This is a genomic window from Lapidilactobacillus achengensis, from assembly GCF_003946655.1.
GTDB lineage: Bacteria > Bacillota > Bacilli > Lactobacillales > Lactobacillaceae > Lapidilactobacillus > Lapidilactobacillus achengensis.
In genome coordinates this window covers 93,129-110,804 of record NZ_RHOV01000004.1, presented here as the reverse complement: position 1 = coordinate 110,804, position 17,676 = coordinate 93,129, and the positions used below count along the sequence as shown (strand labels likewise).

Sequence of the window (17,676 nt, the reverse complement as noted above, 5' to 3'; positions counted from 1 at the left end):
CCAACACGCAATTTCTGGCGATGTTGGCGCAACTAGTTCTAAAGTAATTTTAACATAGATTCCGTTAACCCTGAGTGACTTGTTGCTGATCATCGGTCAGTGGTAATGGCCACCGTTGTAAGTAGGCCGCCACCAGATCAGTGACCATCCGGTATGGATAGGCCGCTAACTCCCGCTGACTTCGCGCCGCCGCCACCCAGTCATGCGCGCAAAGTTGTTGCCACAACGCCAGATCCTTGGCTGGGCGAGCCAACCAAGGCGCCATTTCACGTAGTAAGGGCACCTGGGCGCTGCCTTGTGTCAAAGTCGCCGCCGCTACCGCTAATTCTTGTAGTTGCGCCGTGATCGACCCTTGATCATCTGTGGCGATCGCTTGCTTTTGGCGGTGATCCAGGGGTGCTTGCGTAAAGTGGTTACGATTGAATCGTTGATAAGTCGCTAAGGCCGCCCGATATTCCGCCGGCACAAGCTCGGCGCTGATCGATGCCCAAGCCGCGGCGGGCCGATAATGACCTGGCGCCCAAAGGAATTGACTCATCGTCCCCACCGTCAGTTTCGATGGTTCCCACTCTGACATGGGATTGGCCACCACGCCTTGGACCTGATATTGAGGCTCGCCTAACGCGGCCGTCCGGTTCTCGTAAGCGGACAAGAATAACAGCTCGGGATCCTTCTGATAGTCATTGACTGGCACATTGTCCCAAATCACCATTGGTCGTTGGTAAACCGCGGCCATGCCCGCTAACTCCGCCGTGGAAATCTGCGCCGCCAGCGTCGACGGCCCCGTCCAAAACATCGCGATCGTTGGGTCTAGCAACTGGGTCAGCGTTCTCAAATAACTGGAACCAAAGGCATTGTCATATTCAGTTGGGCAAACGATCAATTGGTAAGACGCCAACCGTGACTGAAGAAAGTGATCGACATAATTGGCCAAGTACGCGTGCGCTTGGGCGGCAGTTCCGAATTTCACCGCCGCGTGCCCCTTCAAATGATAATCAATATCATCGAAGAGCAACCCGAAATGATTGAACCCAACGGCAATCATCTGCGCCAACTTCTCGCAGAGCACATCCAAATCGGCTTGACTGGCCAAATCAATATCATTTCCAGGACTGATCATATAATAAAGATCGACCATTTCTGCGTGCGCCGTTGCCAACAAAGCTTGGAAATCACTTAACTTCACCTGCGGATACAACCGACGCCAATCTTTCCGCTGATAAACATCATCTTTCGGCGCGTACATATAAGTATTGAGCTGATGGGCGCCTAGATAGCGAATCACATCCAACCGATCCTGTTGCTGCCACGGATTCCCATAAAAGCCTTCGATCACGCCCCGAATCAATAACGGACGCTCATTGTTGACGGTCACCAGTGGTAGAACCACCTGCTCGGCCGTAACGTTGACCAACTTTTCCAACAATTCGAAGGCGTAGCGTAACCCACGCAGGTTACTGGTGCTCACGTGAACTTCTCGCGCCGCGGTCACTTGGAACCGGAACCCATCTGGCGCCACTTGAGGATCATCATGATGATAAAACGCCAATTGCGTGGTTTCCGTGGTATCACTGGGCAACCAGCGTAACGCGGTCACGGTCTGGAAGCGACCCAATGTGTCCTGAAAGTTCTCAAAGCGATAGAATTGACCATAGAATTTCGCTTTGACGACCGGTTGGTCAAAAACCAACGCCTCGTTGTGATCATAAGCCTCTGTGTAATTGGCCAATATTTCTGTTAAAGCCACCATTCTCTCAAACTCCTTTTTTGAAACGTGCTGCGCAAGCCTGCTTTCTGCGCTTAGCTACGCATTTGTTCTGGAAGCAAGGGCTGCTTCCAAAACAAGTGCTAGGCTAATGCTCAAAAGCAACCCGGCTCGCTCCGCACTCTCTACCGAAACGTGCTGCGCGCAACTGACTTCTGCGCTTAGCTACGCAAGGCTTCCGGAAGCGAATACCGCTTCCAAAATCCTTGCTAGGCTAATACTCGAAGTCAACCCGTTGCGCTCCGCACTCTCTTAATTATATCCTGTAAACGCAATTTTACGATAAATCGGCGCACTTAGTTCTGTCAAGGGGGTGGCGCCACCATAAGGCAATCGCGGCGCCGCTAATGCCGCTAGCGCCTGGGTATCGCCGGCTAAATAGTCATAGATCGCCCGCGCAGTCGTCCCCAGCCGACTCGCCAAGGTGGCATAGCGCGCCTCCAAGACTTCCCAACCAAAGGGACGATAGGTCGCCTGCCAGATCTGGTAATGGAGTGCTTGCAACTTTTCCACCTGCGACCGCAACGGTGACAGCACTTGCGTCGCCAAATCGACTAATGCAGTCCGGTCATCAGCAAGATAGGCTTGGCGCAAGCGCAGACCCAGTGTACTTTTCTGCGCTAAGACTTGGGCCAACCGCTGGTAATAGGCGGTGATTTGCGTCCAAACCCCTTGGGCTTCCGGCCATTGTTGTAATTGAGCCGCCTGTTGTTGGTAATACGCCGCCAGATCAACCCCGGTCGCCGCTTGATAGCGCCGCAGGTCTTCATCGAACAAGCCAACTTGCGGGTCTTGCCACAATAAATACTTGCTAGGATTGGCCATCCAATAATTCTCTGGTAACACACCAGGAACTTCATTCAGCTGATCCAACTGCAAAAAAGAGGTAAACAGTTGTGGCTGCACACAATGGCTGAAGCGTTCAGCGCCCAGGGCAAAGTCGATTTTTTCGTGGTAGCAGCGTTCCGCAAACAATTGCATGATCGGTAAAGCCAACCAATGCGAAGTTTCCTGACCATCATCGCCCCAAGTCGTCAGCATCACCTGCGTCACTTGTTCTTGCTGACAAGCCGCCAGCGCTGGCGCTAATGTCTGCCAAGACTTGCCATAGTTGGGCACTAAATTACCGAAAATATGAACCCCGCCAGCGAAATGCACCTTGGGCCCGAACAGGCGATGACGTTGCAGCCGGATCCGATAATTTTCTTCCTTGGCCTCGCCATAATCCCAATAACAATAGGCGACTTCCTTGGGCAATTGGGCCGCTGCCTGCTCATCCAGATCCGCGTCAAGCGCGTAATAGCCCGGTGCCTGCCGGCGATCCAGCGCGCGATAAAGAAAGTCACTCCAAATTTCCGGCGCCAATCCGGCTTGCTCACACAGGTCTACCACTTTGGCAATGTGTTGACTGATCAATTTCTGCTGTGACTGGTAGGGATGGTGCTGCAAATATTGCCCCCGCCCCACGCCGTTCGCCTCGTCCAAACCCAAGTGGACCCGCCGACTACGGAACGTCGCGCGCAATTGCCGCAACCATTGGCTGATCAGTTGATAGGTTTCCGGTTGGTCCACCAGCAACGTTGATTGATCCTCTCGAACCTGATCATAGGCTGGCCATTTCAACAACTGATCCAAATGGGCCAAGGTTTGGATACACGGCACCACTTCAATGCCAAATTGCGCCGCATCATCATCGATCGCCTGGAGTTCCGCCTGCGAATAAGCCCCGCGCAGATACCCTTGATACGGCTGGGTCGCGACCTGATAAGTATCCTCCATATACAGATATAAATGCGTATACCCCATGACCGCTAAATAGCGAACAAATTGCCGCACCGTCTCTAATCGCATCACACCATTTCGAGACAAATCCAGAGAAAACGCCACCTCGGGGAAAAGAACCGGTTCCCGCAGCGCCTGATCGCGCGTCAGATCCAACGCCACCAGTTGGCTGTATAACCGCCCAAAATAAACCAACTTAGGAAGACTGATTCGCGCAAGTTGCCGCTGCGCATCCCACTGTAATACCAGCTCACGTTGATCCGGTTTAAAGTCGACGATCATTTGCCCCGCAGGAATGGCCTGTAAGGTCGCTAAATGATCAGTTAGTTCTGTAAACACCTGCCGCAACTGCGGTTCTTGATTTAAAAGTTCCATGTAACTTCTGCTCCTCACTACTTGATCTGACAACTGCTGGGCGACTGGATCAACACCCCACCCTTTAAAAAAATTCCCAAGACTTTCTCAGCCTTGGGAATCTCCTATTTCACCAAATCATTGCATGGTTTTATTTACGCCAAGCGTCAAATTGTTTTTGCATTTCTTTTTGAACTTTATCGTAGCCGGCAGTCTTCAATTCTGCGTCCATCTTCTTGATGGTTGACGCAGGATCAACAGTACCAGTGTTCAAACTGTCTGAGTACTTGTCCATCACGTTCTGGATATTACTCAATTCAGTCTTAACAGATGAAGAATCAAAGTTAAAGCCTAGGATTGGTGATTGTTTCGCGTTAGCGATCGATTCGTCACGATCCTTGATCATCTCTTCGGTTGTATCGGAAGTTGTGTAAAGAATCTTGTTGTTACCCAAGTTCCAAGCAGGCATCCGTTTGCTGTTATCGAAGTTCTTGGTCAATTTGATGGTTGTATCGCCAGTCTTAGTCCAGTTCTCGCCCTTGATCCCCCAAACTAAGCCGTTCAGGATTTCAGGATTGCTGTTCAATAAGCCTAATGCCTTAACAGCTAATTCCTTGTGCTTAGAGTTGTTACCAACAACCCAGTTAGACATTTGGGCTTGAGAAGTTGTCTTGAAGTCATCAGTGATCGCTGCAACTTCGATTTTGTCGCCACCAGCTGAATTATTTAAGGCTTGGTTGCCATAATCGTAAGGTCCAACTGTTTCTTGACGAGCGAACCAAGTGTTACCTTCCATTGGGTAGTCACGGCTAGCAGAAGCTGCGTCTTGCGCGATATAACCCTTTTGGTAATAGTCATGGATCGTATTCAAGTTCTTCAACATCCGTGGTGAGTCATATTGGTTGACGATCTTCGTGCCGTCGCCTTCCAAGTCAACTGCGAATGGCAAGCCATTACCAGAAACATAGTCAAAGTTTGATTCAACGTGGAAGCCTTTACCCATTGCCAAAGCAACGGTTGACTTCTCGCCAGCATGAACGGCTTTCAAGAGTGGTTCCAAGTCTTGATAAGTCTTAACGTCTTTGATATCGAGATTGTATTTCTCTAAGAAATGTTTGTTGAAGGCAATGTTCGCGTTCGCGTAAACGTTACCTTGAACTGGCATCGCGTATAATTTACCGTCGATCGTATTGCCCTTGATATAAGCGTCATCGAGATCTTTATAAGCCTTGCTCGCGTACTTCGGCAGTAATTTAGTCAAGTCTGTGTAAGCACCCTTTTGTGCGTTGATCGCATAGTTGTCTGCCCGCGCGATATCATAGTCATCGCCTGAAGACACCATAACGGTCATTTTTTGACTGAAATCGCCCCAGCCAATGTAGTTGAATTTCAGCTTAGCGTTGATTTCCTTTTCAAAAACCTTGTTTGCCTTCGCCATCAATTGATCGTAGTTCTTCGGCTTGTCACCAACTTGATACACCGTCAAAGTTGTGACGCCGTCCTTCGTATCACCGGTTGAGCTCTTCTTGTTGCCACACCCAGCCATCAATAATGCCAGACTTGCTACTGATGCTACACCGAGCATCGCCTTTTGCCATTTTTTCATTTCGCTACCTCCCGAGTAGAAATGATTTTTTAAAAAAACGTGTTACCTATTCTTTAACGCCGCCGATCGTTAAGCCCTTAACGAAGTACTTCTGGAAGAATGGATACGTAATGACGATCGGAACAGTTGAGATCACGACCATGGCCATCCGTGTCGCTTCCTTTGGTACAGCTGCTAATGAGCTTGCGTACTGTGAACCCGCGCCAAGATTTTTGGTCAACATTTCAATGTTGGACTGGATCCGCATCAAGTAATACTGTAATGGTACTAAGTTATCATTTTGGATATACAGTAAAGCGTTGAACCAGTCATTCCAGAAACCTAACGCCGCGAATAAACTGATTGTCGCGATCCCAGGAACCGCTAATGGTAAAACAATCTGGAGTAAGATCCGAGTCTCACTAGCGCCATCGATCCGCGCCGCTTCAATAATTGAATCTGAGACTTGGCGCTTGAAGAAGGTCCGCATGACGATCGCGTTGAAAGGACTCATGGCCATTGGTAAAATCAAGGCCCAAATCGTATCGTTCAAGTGCAGTAAGTTCGTCACAACGATATAGTTAGCAACCATCCCTGGCGCGAACAACATCGTGATCAAGCAGAAAATCGTGAAAAAGCGTTTGAATTTGAAATTACTCCGTGAAATTGAATAAGCGTAAGTTGAGGTGATTGTTGTGTTGATAATCGTCCCAAACACGGTGATGAACACAGTTACACCAAGGGAACGAAGTAATTGCGCGCCATTTTGCGCTAAGAATGTGTAGGCCGAAATGCTCCATTCCTTCGGCCATAATTGATAGCCATTGACCGTCAAAGCATTCTCAGAAGTCAATGAGATGATGACAACGAAGAAGAATGGCAGTAAGCATGATAACGCGAACAGGAAAACGATGATATTGAAGACAATATTTGACCCTTTACCGAAGGACCGGACATCAACGGCGCTAATTCTGCTCTTTTTCTTTTTTGGTTCTTGTGGTGTCGCTTCCATTGTTAGTCAGTCCTCCTTTTAAAATAGTGCTGATTCTGGATCAATATGCCGAACCACCGCGTTGGAGACCATCAGTACGACGAACCCAACCGTTGACTGGAACAAACTGGCCGCGCTGGACATCCCTAAGTCACCGGTCGCTTTCAACCCTTTGAAGACATACGTGTCAAAGACCTGCGTCACATTATAAAGCGAGCCCGATTGCATCGGCACATTGTAGAACAACCCGAAGTCGGCGGAGAAGATCCGACCAACCGCAAGGATCGTCATTAAGGTCATCAACGGTATCAATGACGGCAAAGTAATATGCTTGATTTGTTGCCACTTGTTAGCGCCATCGACTTCAGCCGCCTCGAAGTAGGTTGGATCAATGCCCATGACTGTGGCGAAGTAGAGGATACTGTTGTACCCGATCCCTTTCCACGTCCCGATAAACAGCAAGATATATGGCCAATACATCGGCTCAATGTACCAGTTTATTCGTTTACCGCCCGTGGCGACGATCATCGAGTTGATCAACCCTTTGTCAGGGCTCAAGAACGCGTAAACGAAGTAACTAATGATAACCCATGATAAGAAATAAGGTAACAGCATCCAAGTTTGGTAGAGTTTAGTTAAGCGTCCATTTCGTAACATACTCATCACGATCGCGAAGAATACGGAAATGATCAAGTTCAAAGTAATGAACCCAACATTGTAAAGCACGGTATTCCGCGTAATCAACCAAGCGTCATTTGATTTGAAAAGGAACTCGAAGTTTTTCCAACCAACCCAAGGGCTGGTAATTAAGCTATCAATAAACCCATTTGGTGAGAAGTGAAATTCCTTGAAGGCGACCACGTTCGCGAAAACGGGAATGTAGAAGAAGAAGATCATCCACAGCGCCCCAGGTAAACAGAATAAAATGAATGTGCCGTTGTTGCGCAGCATTTTAACAAACTTGTTTGGCCGCTTTTGTTGCGCTAACTTCTCAAGTTGTTGAGTTTCTCGACTCTCGCCCGTTGCTGCTCCTTGATTGACTGACATCATTCAACCCCCTTTCAACTAATTGCAAACCTAGTATAGCGCTTACAGATTTTATTCTTTAGTCATAAACCATGGTTGTTTGTATACAAATTATAGGTTGACCGTTTTTTGTGTATGCCAACTATCCTAACCAATGAGTTGGTATATCGTTTTATATATCAAAAAAGACCATTTACCTGAATAAATGGTCTAGACGATTTGATTTTGACTTGATTTTTTCGGCAACCTGCCTTAGCGCGGGCATTGATCTTAGTCAGATTGCCTAGACGGGGCTAATTATTTTACCGATTTTATGCACGCATTTGAATAATTGGCGTTTTTTAATGGTTCGTGCTCGTCTTTGGATGCTCCACCAGAATCAGTTGGGTCACAGCTCGGCCCTCCGTTTCGAAAACAACAAACTCGTTCTGTTGCTTCAACAAACCAGCAGGAATATAAAGCGTCTGATATGGTCCCTGGTGCCAATACCGGCCCAAATTGAAGCCATTCAAACTCACGCAACCTTTGCCCCAAGCAGAGCAATCTAGGTAAGTATCCCCATCGATCTCCGCCAAAGCTACGGTGAAGTGCGTCAATTGTGGTTGGGCCAACTTTGATCCGACCGTCGGCTTAGCAAAGACCAACCTAGCCAGCATTTCCGGGGTGAAATCAAAGGCAGTCTGGGTCCAACCACTTTGATAATGATTATTGATTTGAACCCCACCAACTAACCCTTTCACCTGAGATGGGGCGCTTAAGGCCGGACCATAGTTGATTCGGCCCAAATTTTCCACCAAAATCCCTAGCCGAATCTGGGCGCCAGTTGCGGCGGAATACGTGATCGACTTTTGTGGATCGTTTTCCGTTTGAACGGCGACGGTTTCACCGTTGATCAGCACTTGAGCGCGATCAGCCAAGCCCACTAATGTCAGTTCATCCGGGTGATGATAATTAATCAGTTCGGTTTGGTAATATAAGTAGCCATAACCACTACCGATCTCGGCCATCGTCAAAGGATACTGACTGGAAATTTGAGCCAGTTGTTGCGTGGCCTGATCAAGATCGAGTGCGCCATCTGGGGCGAACTCACCATAAGCCCGCGCCGCCCGCAATCGCGGCTGCTCCTGTTCGATTCCTGGGATCGTTTGTGCCAATGCTTCTTGCACCGCAAAATATTTGGCCGTCGGATTGCCGGCCTCATCCAATAAAGCGTCATAATCGTAAGAGGTTGTTTGCGGTCGCAGCTGCCCTTGCTCCTGTAGGCAACCATTCATAAAGCCGAAATTAGTGCCGCCACGAAACATATACAAATTGAAGCTGCCCCGTTTGGCTAACGTTGCCACATCAGCGGCAACTTCTTGTGGTGGCCGCTTACTGATGGACTGACCCCATTGATCGAACCAGCCATCCCAATATTCCATACACATCAACGGCCACTTGCGTTGATTACGGGCGAAATACTGCGCCAAATTGTCAAAATTATTAGTGACATCTGCGCCAAAATTGCCAGTGACAAATACATCATCACCAATCAACGAGCCCGAATCTAAAGCCTGATCCCAGGCGCCATCCGCGGTAAACAACGGTACAGTGATTCCTTCGTGTCGCATCAGCTGTAATAATTGCCGCAAGTAAGCATGCTCATTGGCGTAAGAGCCATATTCGTTCTCCACTTGCATCATCAAGATTGGCCCACCTTGATCAATTTGATATGGCTGCAACCGCGGCAGTAATTCGTGGTAATAGCGTTGGACCGCCATTAAATATTGCTGATCGGTCGACCGGACACGCAACTTAGGCTTTGCCAAGAGCCACGCCGGCAGACCGCCAAAATCCCACTCTGCGCAAATATAAGGGCTGGGACGCAAAATCACATAAAGTCCTTGTTCCTGAGCTAAATCAAGGAAGCGAAACAAATCCTTGATCCCCGCGAAGTCAAATCTACCTTCTTGCGGCTCATGAAGGTTCCAGGGCACATAGGTTTCTACAGTGTTACACCCCAAGGCCCGCAAATTGAAAAGATCTTGCGACCACTGGCTAGGGTGGATCCGAAAATAGTGAAGCGCACCAGACCGCAAACGCAGTGGCTGGTCATCTAAATAGAATTGCTCTTTGATTTGGAAACTTGCCATTAAAAAATCTCCTCCAGAGAAAATCGATTTTTTTAATCTAGCGTAACAAACACAACCCGGGGCAAAAGTAACGGGCGGGCTACTTCTTTAAGCATGCTCCGCCCGTCCCTGGTTAACCACCAATACTACACGCTCTTATCCAAATAGGGATGTTTCATAATGAAATGATAAAACGCGCCAATCAACCCAGCGTCGTCTTGATAATGGGCAAAGGTCAGGGTTGTATTCTGGCGAACGATTGGCAGGAGATACCGCCCCAAAGCGCGATCAATCAAAGGTTTCAGATACTTGGCATGGCCCGCGATCTCCCCGCCAATAATAACCAGCTGGGGATTGAGCACATAACAAAGGTTAGCGATGCCTTGACCGAGAACACCTGTCATTTCAACCACAGCTTCGCGACAGATTTCATTGCCGTTCGCGGCAGCGTCAATCACCCGCTGACTGGTCCAGCGCTCGATTGATTCCCCCATTTGTTTGGCCACGCGGCGGCTCAGCACATTGGTCGCGCCCATATCTTGGAATTCGCCACCAGGAAGATTCATGTAGCCGATTTCGCAAGAACTGTTGCTGAAGCCGCGATAGATCTGTTGGTCAACCACTAGGCAGCCACCAATACCTGTGCCTACGGATAAACACAGATTGGGGTTGCCCGCCTCGCCAGCCCCGCTGATCGATTCGGCCAGGCCCATACAGTTGACGTCATTTTCCACTTCCACGGGCACGGCAAATTGACGCTCTAACAAGCGCTTGAAGTTGATTCCTGAATATTGCGGCAACAAGGGGCCGGCGAAAACGATTTCACCGGATTCATGATCAATAATACCCGCCGTCGCGATGGCGATTCCGGACAGGCCGCCGTTTTGCCGCTCTTGCGTAATGATTTGTTTCACCTTTGTTAGAATCTGTTGACCGCCTAAAGCGGCTTCTGTTTTGATTTCTTGGCGCGCCAAGAAAGTCCCATCTAAATTAACAACGCCCCACTTGATCGTCGCGCCACCAATATCAAGCAGAAGGAAGCGCATCGCTTTTTCATCATTATTCATGGCGCCTCCCGCACTTACTCAAAGCGGCCGAACTAGCGGCGCTCCCGGCAAGCGTCACAGCCTGCGTGCGTTGTCTTATCCTGTTTCTCACGCACTCTTCCTTCTTTCCCCAGCCACCATGTTCACTAAATCATTGGCGGCCGTTATATTTGGCGCTCAAGTAGCCGCCTAGTCATTTAGCATTATCTTGACAAAGATCCCTCTGAAAGTCAAAAAACGTTGGCTACACGTCCGGCTCATCAGCAGGGGCTGGTTGCGCTAAACTCTTGGCGATCACGGCGTTGGCCCGGCTCATTTTTTTACGCAGTTCGGCATCTTCCAGCAACATCGCCGAAAGCACATCGATTTGATACAAAATAGCGAGTTGCGAGTTGACAAAACGCGCGTCGCCGACAAAGCGCGAGTTATACCCATCGATGCGCGCGTCTGCCAACTGGGCGATCCCGCTGTTTGACGATCCAGTGAAAACAATGATTTTCGCCTGATTCTTCTTGGCGATCTGTAAAGCATTCCAAACTTCTTGGGTCTCCCCAGAAACCGAGATCCCGATCACCAAATCGGTTTTCCGCAAAACCAGACTATTGGCCAGCATCATATGCGTATCAGAAATAACACTTGCGCTTAATCCCATTTGCAGCAAGCGTTGGCCAAATTCAGCGGCGGTCAAGCCGGAGCTGCCCACGCCATAAAGATAGATCCGTGGCGTCTTGAGAATCAGCTTCAGCGCCCGCTTCAAATCCGCATCCGCGGTCATTCTTTCGGTACTTTTGACCAAGCTGGCGTAGTAATCCTCCACCTCACCTTGGATGCTGTTCTTCTGGACGGCTTTCTGTAGGACTGGATCCGTGCTTGCTTCCGTTTGCGAGCTGACTTTCAATTTCAACTCGGTGAAACTACTCAGCCCCAATTTACTGACAAACCGAATCACAACCGCTGGCGTGGTGTTCGTCGCTTTGGACAACTGAGCCACACTAATATTAGCGATTCGCTGACTTTCTTTCATTAGCAAAAATGTCGCGATCCGCTTCTCCTGATCAGAAAACGTCGCGTATCTTGCTTGGATATTCTCTTTGATATTGACATTGAACATGATTCATCCTACTTATCTCTAGTTCGTTTTTTAAACGTGCGCCACACTCTGTTTGGAAACGTGTTCGCTGACCTAGCTTCTTCCGCTTAGCTACGCCAGGCTTCCTGAAGCGAAGCCCGCTTCCAAAATCCTGGCTAGGCTAATGCTCGGAAGCTGACCAGGTCCGCTCACACTCTTGTTTTGAAACGTGTTCGCTGACCTAGCTTCTTCCGCTTAGCTACGCCAGGCTTCCTGAAGCGAAGCCCGCTTCCAAAATCCTGGCTAGGCTAATGCTCGGAAGCTGACCAGGTCCGCTCACACTCTTGTTTTGAAACGTGCTCACCGACCCAGCTCCATGCGCTTAGCTACGCAATTGTTCTGGAAGCAAGGTGCGGCTTCCAGAACAATTGCTAGGCTAATGCTCAGGATCTACCCGGGTCGGTTCGCACTCTCGTTTAGTATATACCTATTCGAAGGCCAAACTAAACTCCCATTCAAATTCGGTCTCGGCGAAACGATATTTCTCCGCTAGTTCTGGGCCACAACTGTTGGAGCCCACGCCGGCCTGCTTAAAGTCCCAACTTAGAATATTCTCACTTGGCTGGGGTAGTTCAAAAAGATGGGCTGTCTGGGTCAGTGTTTCCGTTCGATATGGTAACAGGCTAAAGGAATTAGGCTGCTGACTGCGCAGCGTTAACGTCCGCTCAGCTTGCTGAAGTTGGACCCAGCGCGTGCCCAAATGACTGCCATTCTCCTGCGGACGTTGGTAGGGTTCGTAGTTCGTCAAGGCTGTTGTTGTGAACTGCCCCAAATGGCTGCTCCAGTGTTTATCAGGATAACTTTCATGCGGGCCATAACCCAAATAAGTCGCCTCCTGGGCCGCGGCAACCAAAGGGAACGTCAAGCCGAAGCGCGGCAAGACTGGTGTGGTTGGATCTCGTTTCACCTTGACTTGTGCGCTCAAGTTGCCGGCTAAGTCCAATTGCCACAGCGTTTGAGCACTCAAAATCCGTTGCCGTGCCGTCGCGGTCAGACCAAAGTTGACCGCCAGCGTGATCGCCGTCGCTGTTTCCGTGACTTGGTAATCATCCAATTTTAACAGGACGCGATCATAACCAGCCTGTTGCCATTCGTGCTTGATGTGACGGTCGTTATCGATCGGCGCCCGCCAAATTTGCCAAGAACTCGCGGCCGCAAGCCAATTCTGATTATGGTTGATCAACTGTTGCCAGCTCAACTGCCGCAAATCGAAAACATAAGTAAAATCAGTACCACTAAAAGTGAGCGTCCGCCCCGCTGTGGTCACTTGGATCGGATCATTGACAGCAAGCTCCGCCACGACCCGCGGCGATGATGCGGGCGACCCTGGATTTAAGAGCGCTTGTTGCAGGGCTTCCTGGCGACAAGGATGCGCGCCCCGTTGACAACCTAGCGTCCACTCCAACGTCACCAAGGCCGCTGTCTCTGGCTGGGACTGGATCGAATACGTCCGCGTTGTTCCCGCAGTCAAATCGCTGAGATCAAGTGATTGCCATGGACCCGGCTGTCCCGCTTCGCTGTAACGATAATAGCCCCGATAGCGCGCGCCGGCAGTTAGAAAGTCCAAACGGTTATGAAGCGTCAATTGATGGCCAGCAACCTTGACCAATTGGATCGGCAAATGGATTGCCTGATATTCTTTCAAGCCAGTGTGTGGCCGGCGATCCGGATAAACCAAGCCATCCATACAGAAATTACCAAAGTTAGGTTCGTCACCGAAATCACCGCCATAACCATAATGCGGCGTGACCGGTGTACTCCCAGGCAGCAACATGGCGTGATCACACCATTCCCAAACAAAGGCACCAATAAAATTGGGATATTTTTGCATCAGGTCATCGTACATCTTCAAGTCGCCTGGGCCGTTCCCCATGGCGTGGGCATATTCGCACAACATAAACGGCATCGTCGCGTGCTCTGCCATAAACGCCTCGATCTGGACTTGCGACCAATACATCACACTGAAAACATCACTAACGCTGGCATAAGCTTCAGGCGCGTGGCAAAGTCCTTCATAATGGCGTAACCGGGTCGGATCTAAAACCTTCGTTCGCGCCAAAGCCGCCGCGAAGTTCACCCCGTAGCCAGATTCATTCCCCATTGACCAGCCAAAGATACAAGCAAAGTTGCGATCGGCCGCGACCATGCGCTCGACCCGATCGACAATGATTCTCTGATAGGCTGGATCAGCGGCCAACAAATCGCCATTGGCGGCGGTGCCATACAACTCGCCAACACCATGACATTCCACATCCGCTTCCGAAAGCACATAGAAGCCCAACTGATCGCACAACTCATAAAATTCAGGCGATTTAGGATAGTGGGAAGTGCGAATCGCATTGAAATGGTGTTGCTTCATTAGTTGCAGATCGCGCCGTTGATCAGCCAAAGTCACCGCCGCGCCGCGAACCGGATGGCTATCATGATGATTGGTACCATACAGCTTGACCGGCTGTCCATTGACCAAGAATCGGCCTTGGTCATCTAAGGCCCATTGACGAAAACCAACCGAGAATTTCAACGTCTCCGCGGCCGTCTGGAGCAATAAAGTATACAGAACCGGCGTTTCGGCGGTCCACAAATGACTGTCCGGCACCGGCACCACCAGATTCTGCTGTTGCCAGACCCCTTCCCGCAACAACGTTTGGTCATGATCGTATAACTGATAGGTCACCGCCGCGCCCACCGAATTTCCCGACCAAGATCGCAAAGTCAACTGCCCCGTCGCCGTTGTGCCGGCGATCGTTTCCGGATCCGGTTCCGCGGTAAAGGCCACATCCGCCAAATGATCTTGCGGCCGCGTCAATAAATAAACATCCCGGAAAATGCCGCTTAAACGGAATTTGTCCTGATCCTCAAAGTAAGTCCCCACCGACCACTTCACTACCAAAACGGTCAGTTCATTGACCCCTTCGTGGACAAAGTCGGTTAGGTCAAATTCCGAATTCGCATGACTAACCTGATCAAAGCCAACGAACTGGTCATTAATCCACAGGTAGAAACAGGTATCCACCCCTTCAAAATTCAGATAATACCGCGTTCCGCCGGAAAATGTCACCGGCGCGATCGTAAACTGCCGGTGGTACAGCCCCACCGGATTCTCATCAGGCACAAATGGCGGATCATAGGGGATGGGATATTCAACGTTAGTATACTGGTGGTGGTCATAGCCTTGATTTTGCCAACAGGAAGGCACGGGGATCTGCGTCTTGAAATCATACTGCCCCGCCGTCCAAAATGAACGAGGCAAATCATTGATCGACGGCAAATACGCAAAATCCCAAGTCCCATTCAAACTAGTGAACCGACTTGAATCCCGCCGATCACCTGCCGTTAACGCCTCTTGCGCATCATTATAAGGAATATAGTAAGCTCGAGCCGGCACCGTGTTAACACCAACACAATCAGGATCCGCTAACCATTTTTTATCAGCACGCAACTTCATTCATCTACTTTCTTCTTCATGTTAGTGAACCGCCTAGAGCGCTTTCACTTGATTATTTGACAGCGTACCATGCTTTCTTCCGCACAACAATGGACTATCTTATTGAAAAGCGGACGAATTACACGCCAATGATTATTCTCAACAAAAAAGCTTGTCATCACGCCGATCATGATTTACGGTATAGGCAAAGATTGAAAATGAGGCGTTGAGAATATGAAAACACACGATTTCCGAAGAAATCGTGTGTTCTTTGCCCATAATTAGCACTAACTGATTGTCATCGATAGCAACACCCATTATCAATTTATTACTGGTTGATTGCTTCATCAATTCTCTTCGAGGCACTAGTGACACCCTCATCGACAGATTTTTTGTTTAGAAGAATACCCTGAAGTTCTTCAACTAAAATATTATTGAGCTCTGAACCATTTTGCTCAACAGTGAATTCTAATCTTTGCCCTGTCTTTGAATAATCCAGCCATGACTTGGTCCACGTGTCAGCCTTTACTTCATCACTTGATAAGGCCGATTTAACTACCGGAGGCATACCATTACTGTTCAAATATTTTAGTGCCTGTTTTTCACTCGTTACGAATTTAATAAACGAGAGCGCTTCTTCTTTGTTCTTAGATTTCTTGAAAACTACTAACAAGTGCCCCCACATCGCCGCTTGAGGATCATCCCCTGAATTTAGAACCGGACGTTCCATCGGCTGGATCGATTCTGCTAACTTGTCTTCAGAGATTCCATTCTGCATCGCAACACCCTTAGCAGATATTGCATCATCGTAGAATGCCAGTTTCCCCTCGGCAAATAATTGTCGTGCATCAAATCGTGTCATGTTCATTTGAATAAAATTGTTTTTTAGTAACTCTTTATACCAATTCATTGCATCTTTTGTTTTACTGCTATCAAGTGTTACCTTGCCGTTCTTTAAAATCTTTCCGCCGAAAGTCCAAAGCCACGGCTGAAAGTCTGTCGCCATCGTTTCTTCTTTTGTCGCAACACCATATGGAATTATATCGGGATCTACCGCTTTGATCTTTGCCATACAGTCTTCAAATTCTGCAATTGTCTTGGGAGGATTATCATAGCCTGCTTTCTTTAAAATTGTCGGATTATACACCATGCCGATAGACGCAACGGACCAAGGAACTCCCAATTGCTTCCCATCTACTTGACCAACTTTTAAAGCAGACCCTTCATATGTTTTTGATAATTCTTTCTTTCCTAATAACGTATTAATATCTTCGAGCAGCCCCATCTTGGCTAATGCACCAAACATATTAATGTCAACTTGTGCAACATCTAGCTGTTCCGATCCTTGGTTTCTAATGATTAGTTGCTGCTGGGTATCCTTCCATGGCCAACCAACCCATTTAACCTTATCTTTGGCTTCACTATTATAGCTATGGATCAAATCATTAATAAATGGCTTTGTGCTTTCCTCTTCGCCAGACCAACCTGCCCAAACAATCTTCGAACTCTCTTTTGAAGTCCCAGCCTCGCTTCCTGATTTTGAGCTACACCCAAAAAGCATGGTAGAAACAACTAATATCATCGTGCCAAGTAATCTTTTCTTCATGACTCAATTCTCTCCTATTCTTTCACTGCGCCTGCCGTTAACCCAGAGATGAAGTACTTCTGCAATAGAATAAAGATTATCGTTACCGGTATTGAAACAACAATTGAAGCAGCCATCATCTCAGCCCAATTGTTATTAAATTCGCCCATATACTTCATGACCAATCCTGGTGCCAGCGTTCTCTTAGCATCCTCGGTAATCAAGGTCAACGAGTACAGTAAATCATTCCAACTCCAAACAAATGAATATATCGCTGTTGAGATCACTCCCGGAACTGCCAATGGGAACATAATTTGGAAGATTATCCTAAACCAACCGGCCCCATCAACTTTAGCCGACTCAATTAGTGAATCTGGCAATTGATCAAAGTAAGCTTTTAGAGTCCACGTCCCGACCGGAAGTACGAAAGCTATATACGAAAGCATTAGCGAAATATAACTGCCATCAAGCCTTAGCTTTTGCATCATCGTATATAATGTCAACAGCAGAATTGCTTGCGGAAATGCCTGAGCCATCATTATTAGTGACATAAGTGACGCCCTACCACGATATCTGAATTTTGAAAAGCTGAAGCCCGCAAACATTGACACAATTGTCGATAAAAAGGAACTTGTAAACGAAACAAACAAACTATTTCTCAAGTAAGTCAAAATCTGACGATCAAACAGGACGTTCTTAAAATTATCGATTGTAAAGCTACTAAAGAATAAATCAACAGTATATGTCTTGCTTGGACTCTTTAAAGCTGTATTGATCATCCAAAATAGTGGGAAAAAAATGAATATTCCAATCACTATAGCAAAAATGGTTATAAAGACTTTAAATCCCCTACTCTTCTCAAACAAAGGCACACCTCC

At 48.3% G+C, this 17,676-nt stretch carries 11 protein-coding genes; all 11 read right to left on the bottom strand.

What is annotated here, in order from left to right; all coding sequences use genetic code 11:
• Positions 1-64: 64 nt before the first annotated feature.
• On the bottom strand, positions 65-1,750 hold the full coding sequence (locus EKM94_RS03720; RefSeq protein WP_125597676.1) for a protein O-GlcNAcase: 1,686 nt from the start codon (positions 1,748-1,750) through the stop codon (positions 65-67).
• Positions 1,751-2,017: 267 nt separating this feature from the next.
• Positions 2,018-3,922 (bottom strand): beta-N-acetylhexosaminidase, encoded by a 1,905-nt coding sequence (locus tag EKM94_RS03715; protein WP_125597672.1) that lies wholly within the window; start codon positions 3,920-3,922, stop codon positions 2,018-2,020.
• Between the two features lie 130 nt (positions 3,923-4,052).
• Positions 4,053-5,507, bottom strand: coding sequence for an ABC transporter substrate-binding protein (locus EKM94_RS03710; RefSeq protein ID WP_125597669.1), 1,455 nt, complete (start codon positions 5,505-5,507; stop codon positions 4,053-4,055).
• 46 nt (positions 5,508-5,553) lie between these two features.
• Positions 5,554-6,498 (bottom strand): carbohydrate ABC transporter permease, encoded by a 945-nt coding sequence (locus tag EKM94_RS03705; RefSeq protein ID WP_125597666.1) that lies wholly within the window; start codon positions 6,496-6,498, stop codon positions 5,554-5,556.
• Between the two features lie 18 nt (positions 6,499-6,516).
• Complete coding sequence (locus EKM94_RS03700) at positions 6,517-7,428, bottom strand: ABC transporter permease (protein ID WP_125597861.1); 912 nt, start codon at positions 7,426-7,428, stop codon at positions 6,517-6,519.
• A gap of 416 nt (positions 7,429-7,844) precedes the next feature.
• Positions 7,845-9,635, bottom strand: coding sequence for a glycoside hydrolase family 35 protein (locus EKM94_RS03695; RefSeq protein ID WP_125597663.1), 1,791 nt, complete (start codon positions 9,633-9,635; stop codon positions 7,845-7,847).
• A 125-nt stretch (positions 9,636-9,760) separates the two neighbouring features.
• Positions 9,761-10,681 (bottom strand): ROK family protein, encoded by a 921-nt coding sequence (locus tag EKM94_RS03690; protein ID WP_125597660.1) that lies wholly within the window; start codon positions 10,679-10,681, stop codon positions 9,761-9,763.
• A gap of 223 nt (positions 10,682-10,904) precedes the next feature.
• Positions 10,905-11,771 (bottom strand): MurR/RpiR family transcriptional regulator, encoded by an 867-nt coding sequence (locus tag EKM94_RS03685; RefSeq protein WP_125597657.1) that lies wholly within the window; start codon positions 11,769-11,771, stop codon positions 10,905-10,907.
• 445 nt (positions 11,772-12,216) lie between these two features.
• Positions 12,217-15,234 (bottom strand): glycoside hydrolase family 2 TIM barrel-domain containing protein, encoded by a 3,018-nt coding sequence (locus EKM94_RS03680; RefSeq protein ID WP_125597653.1) that lies wholly within the window; start codon positions 15,232-15,234, stop codon positions 12,217-12,219.
• A 307-nt stretch (positions 15,235-15,541) separates the two neighbouring features.
• A complete protein-coding gene (locus EKM94_RS03675) occupies positions 15,542-16,819 on the bottom strand; it encodes an ABC transporter substrate-binding protein (protein WP_125597650.1) in 1,278 nt (425 codons plus the stop codon).
• A 14-nt stretch (positions 16,820-16,833) separates the two neighbouring features.
• The gene (locus EKM94_RS03670; RefSeq protein ID WP_125597646.1) at positions 16,834-17,664 is read right to left on the bottom strand and encodes a carbohydrate ABC transporter permease; all 831 of its coding nucleotides are present in this window, start codon (positions 17,662-17,664) and stop codon (positions 16,834-16,836) included.
• Positions 17,665-17,676: the final 12 nt, after the last annotated feature.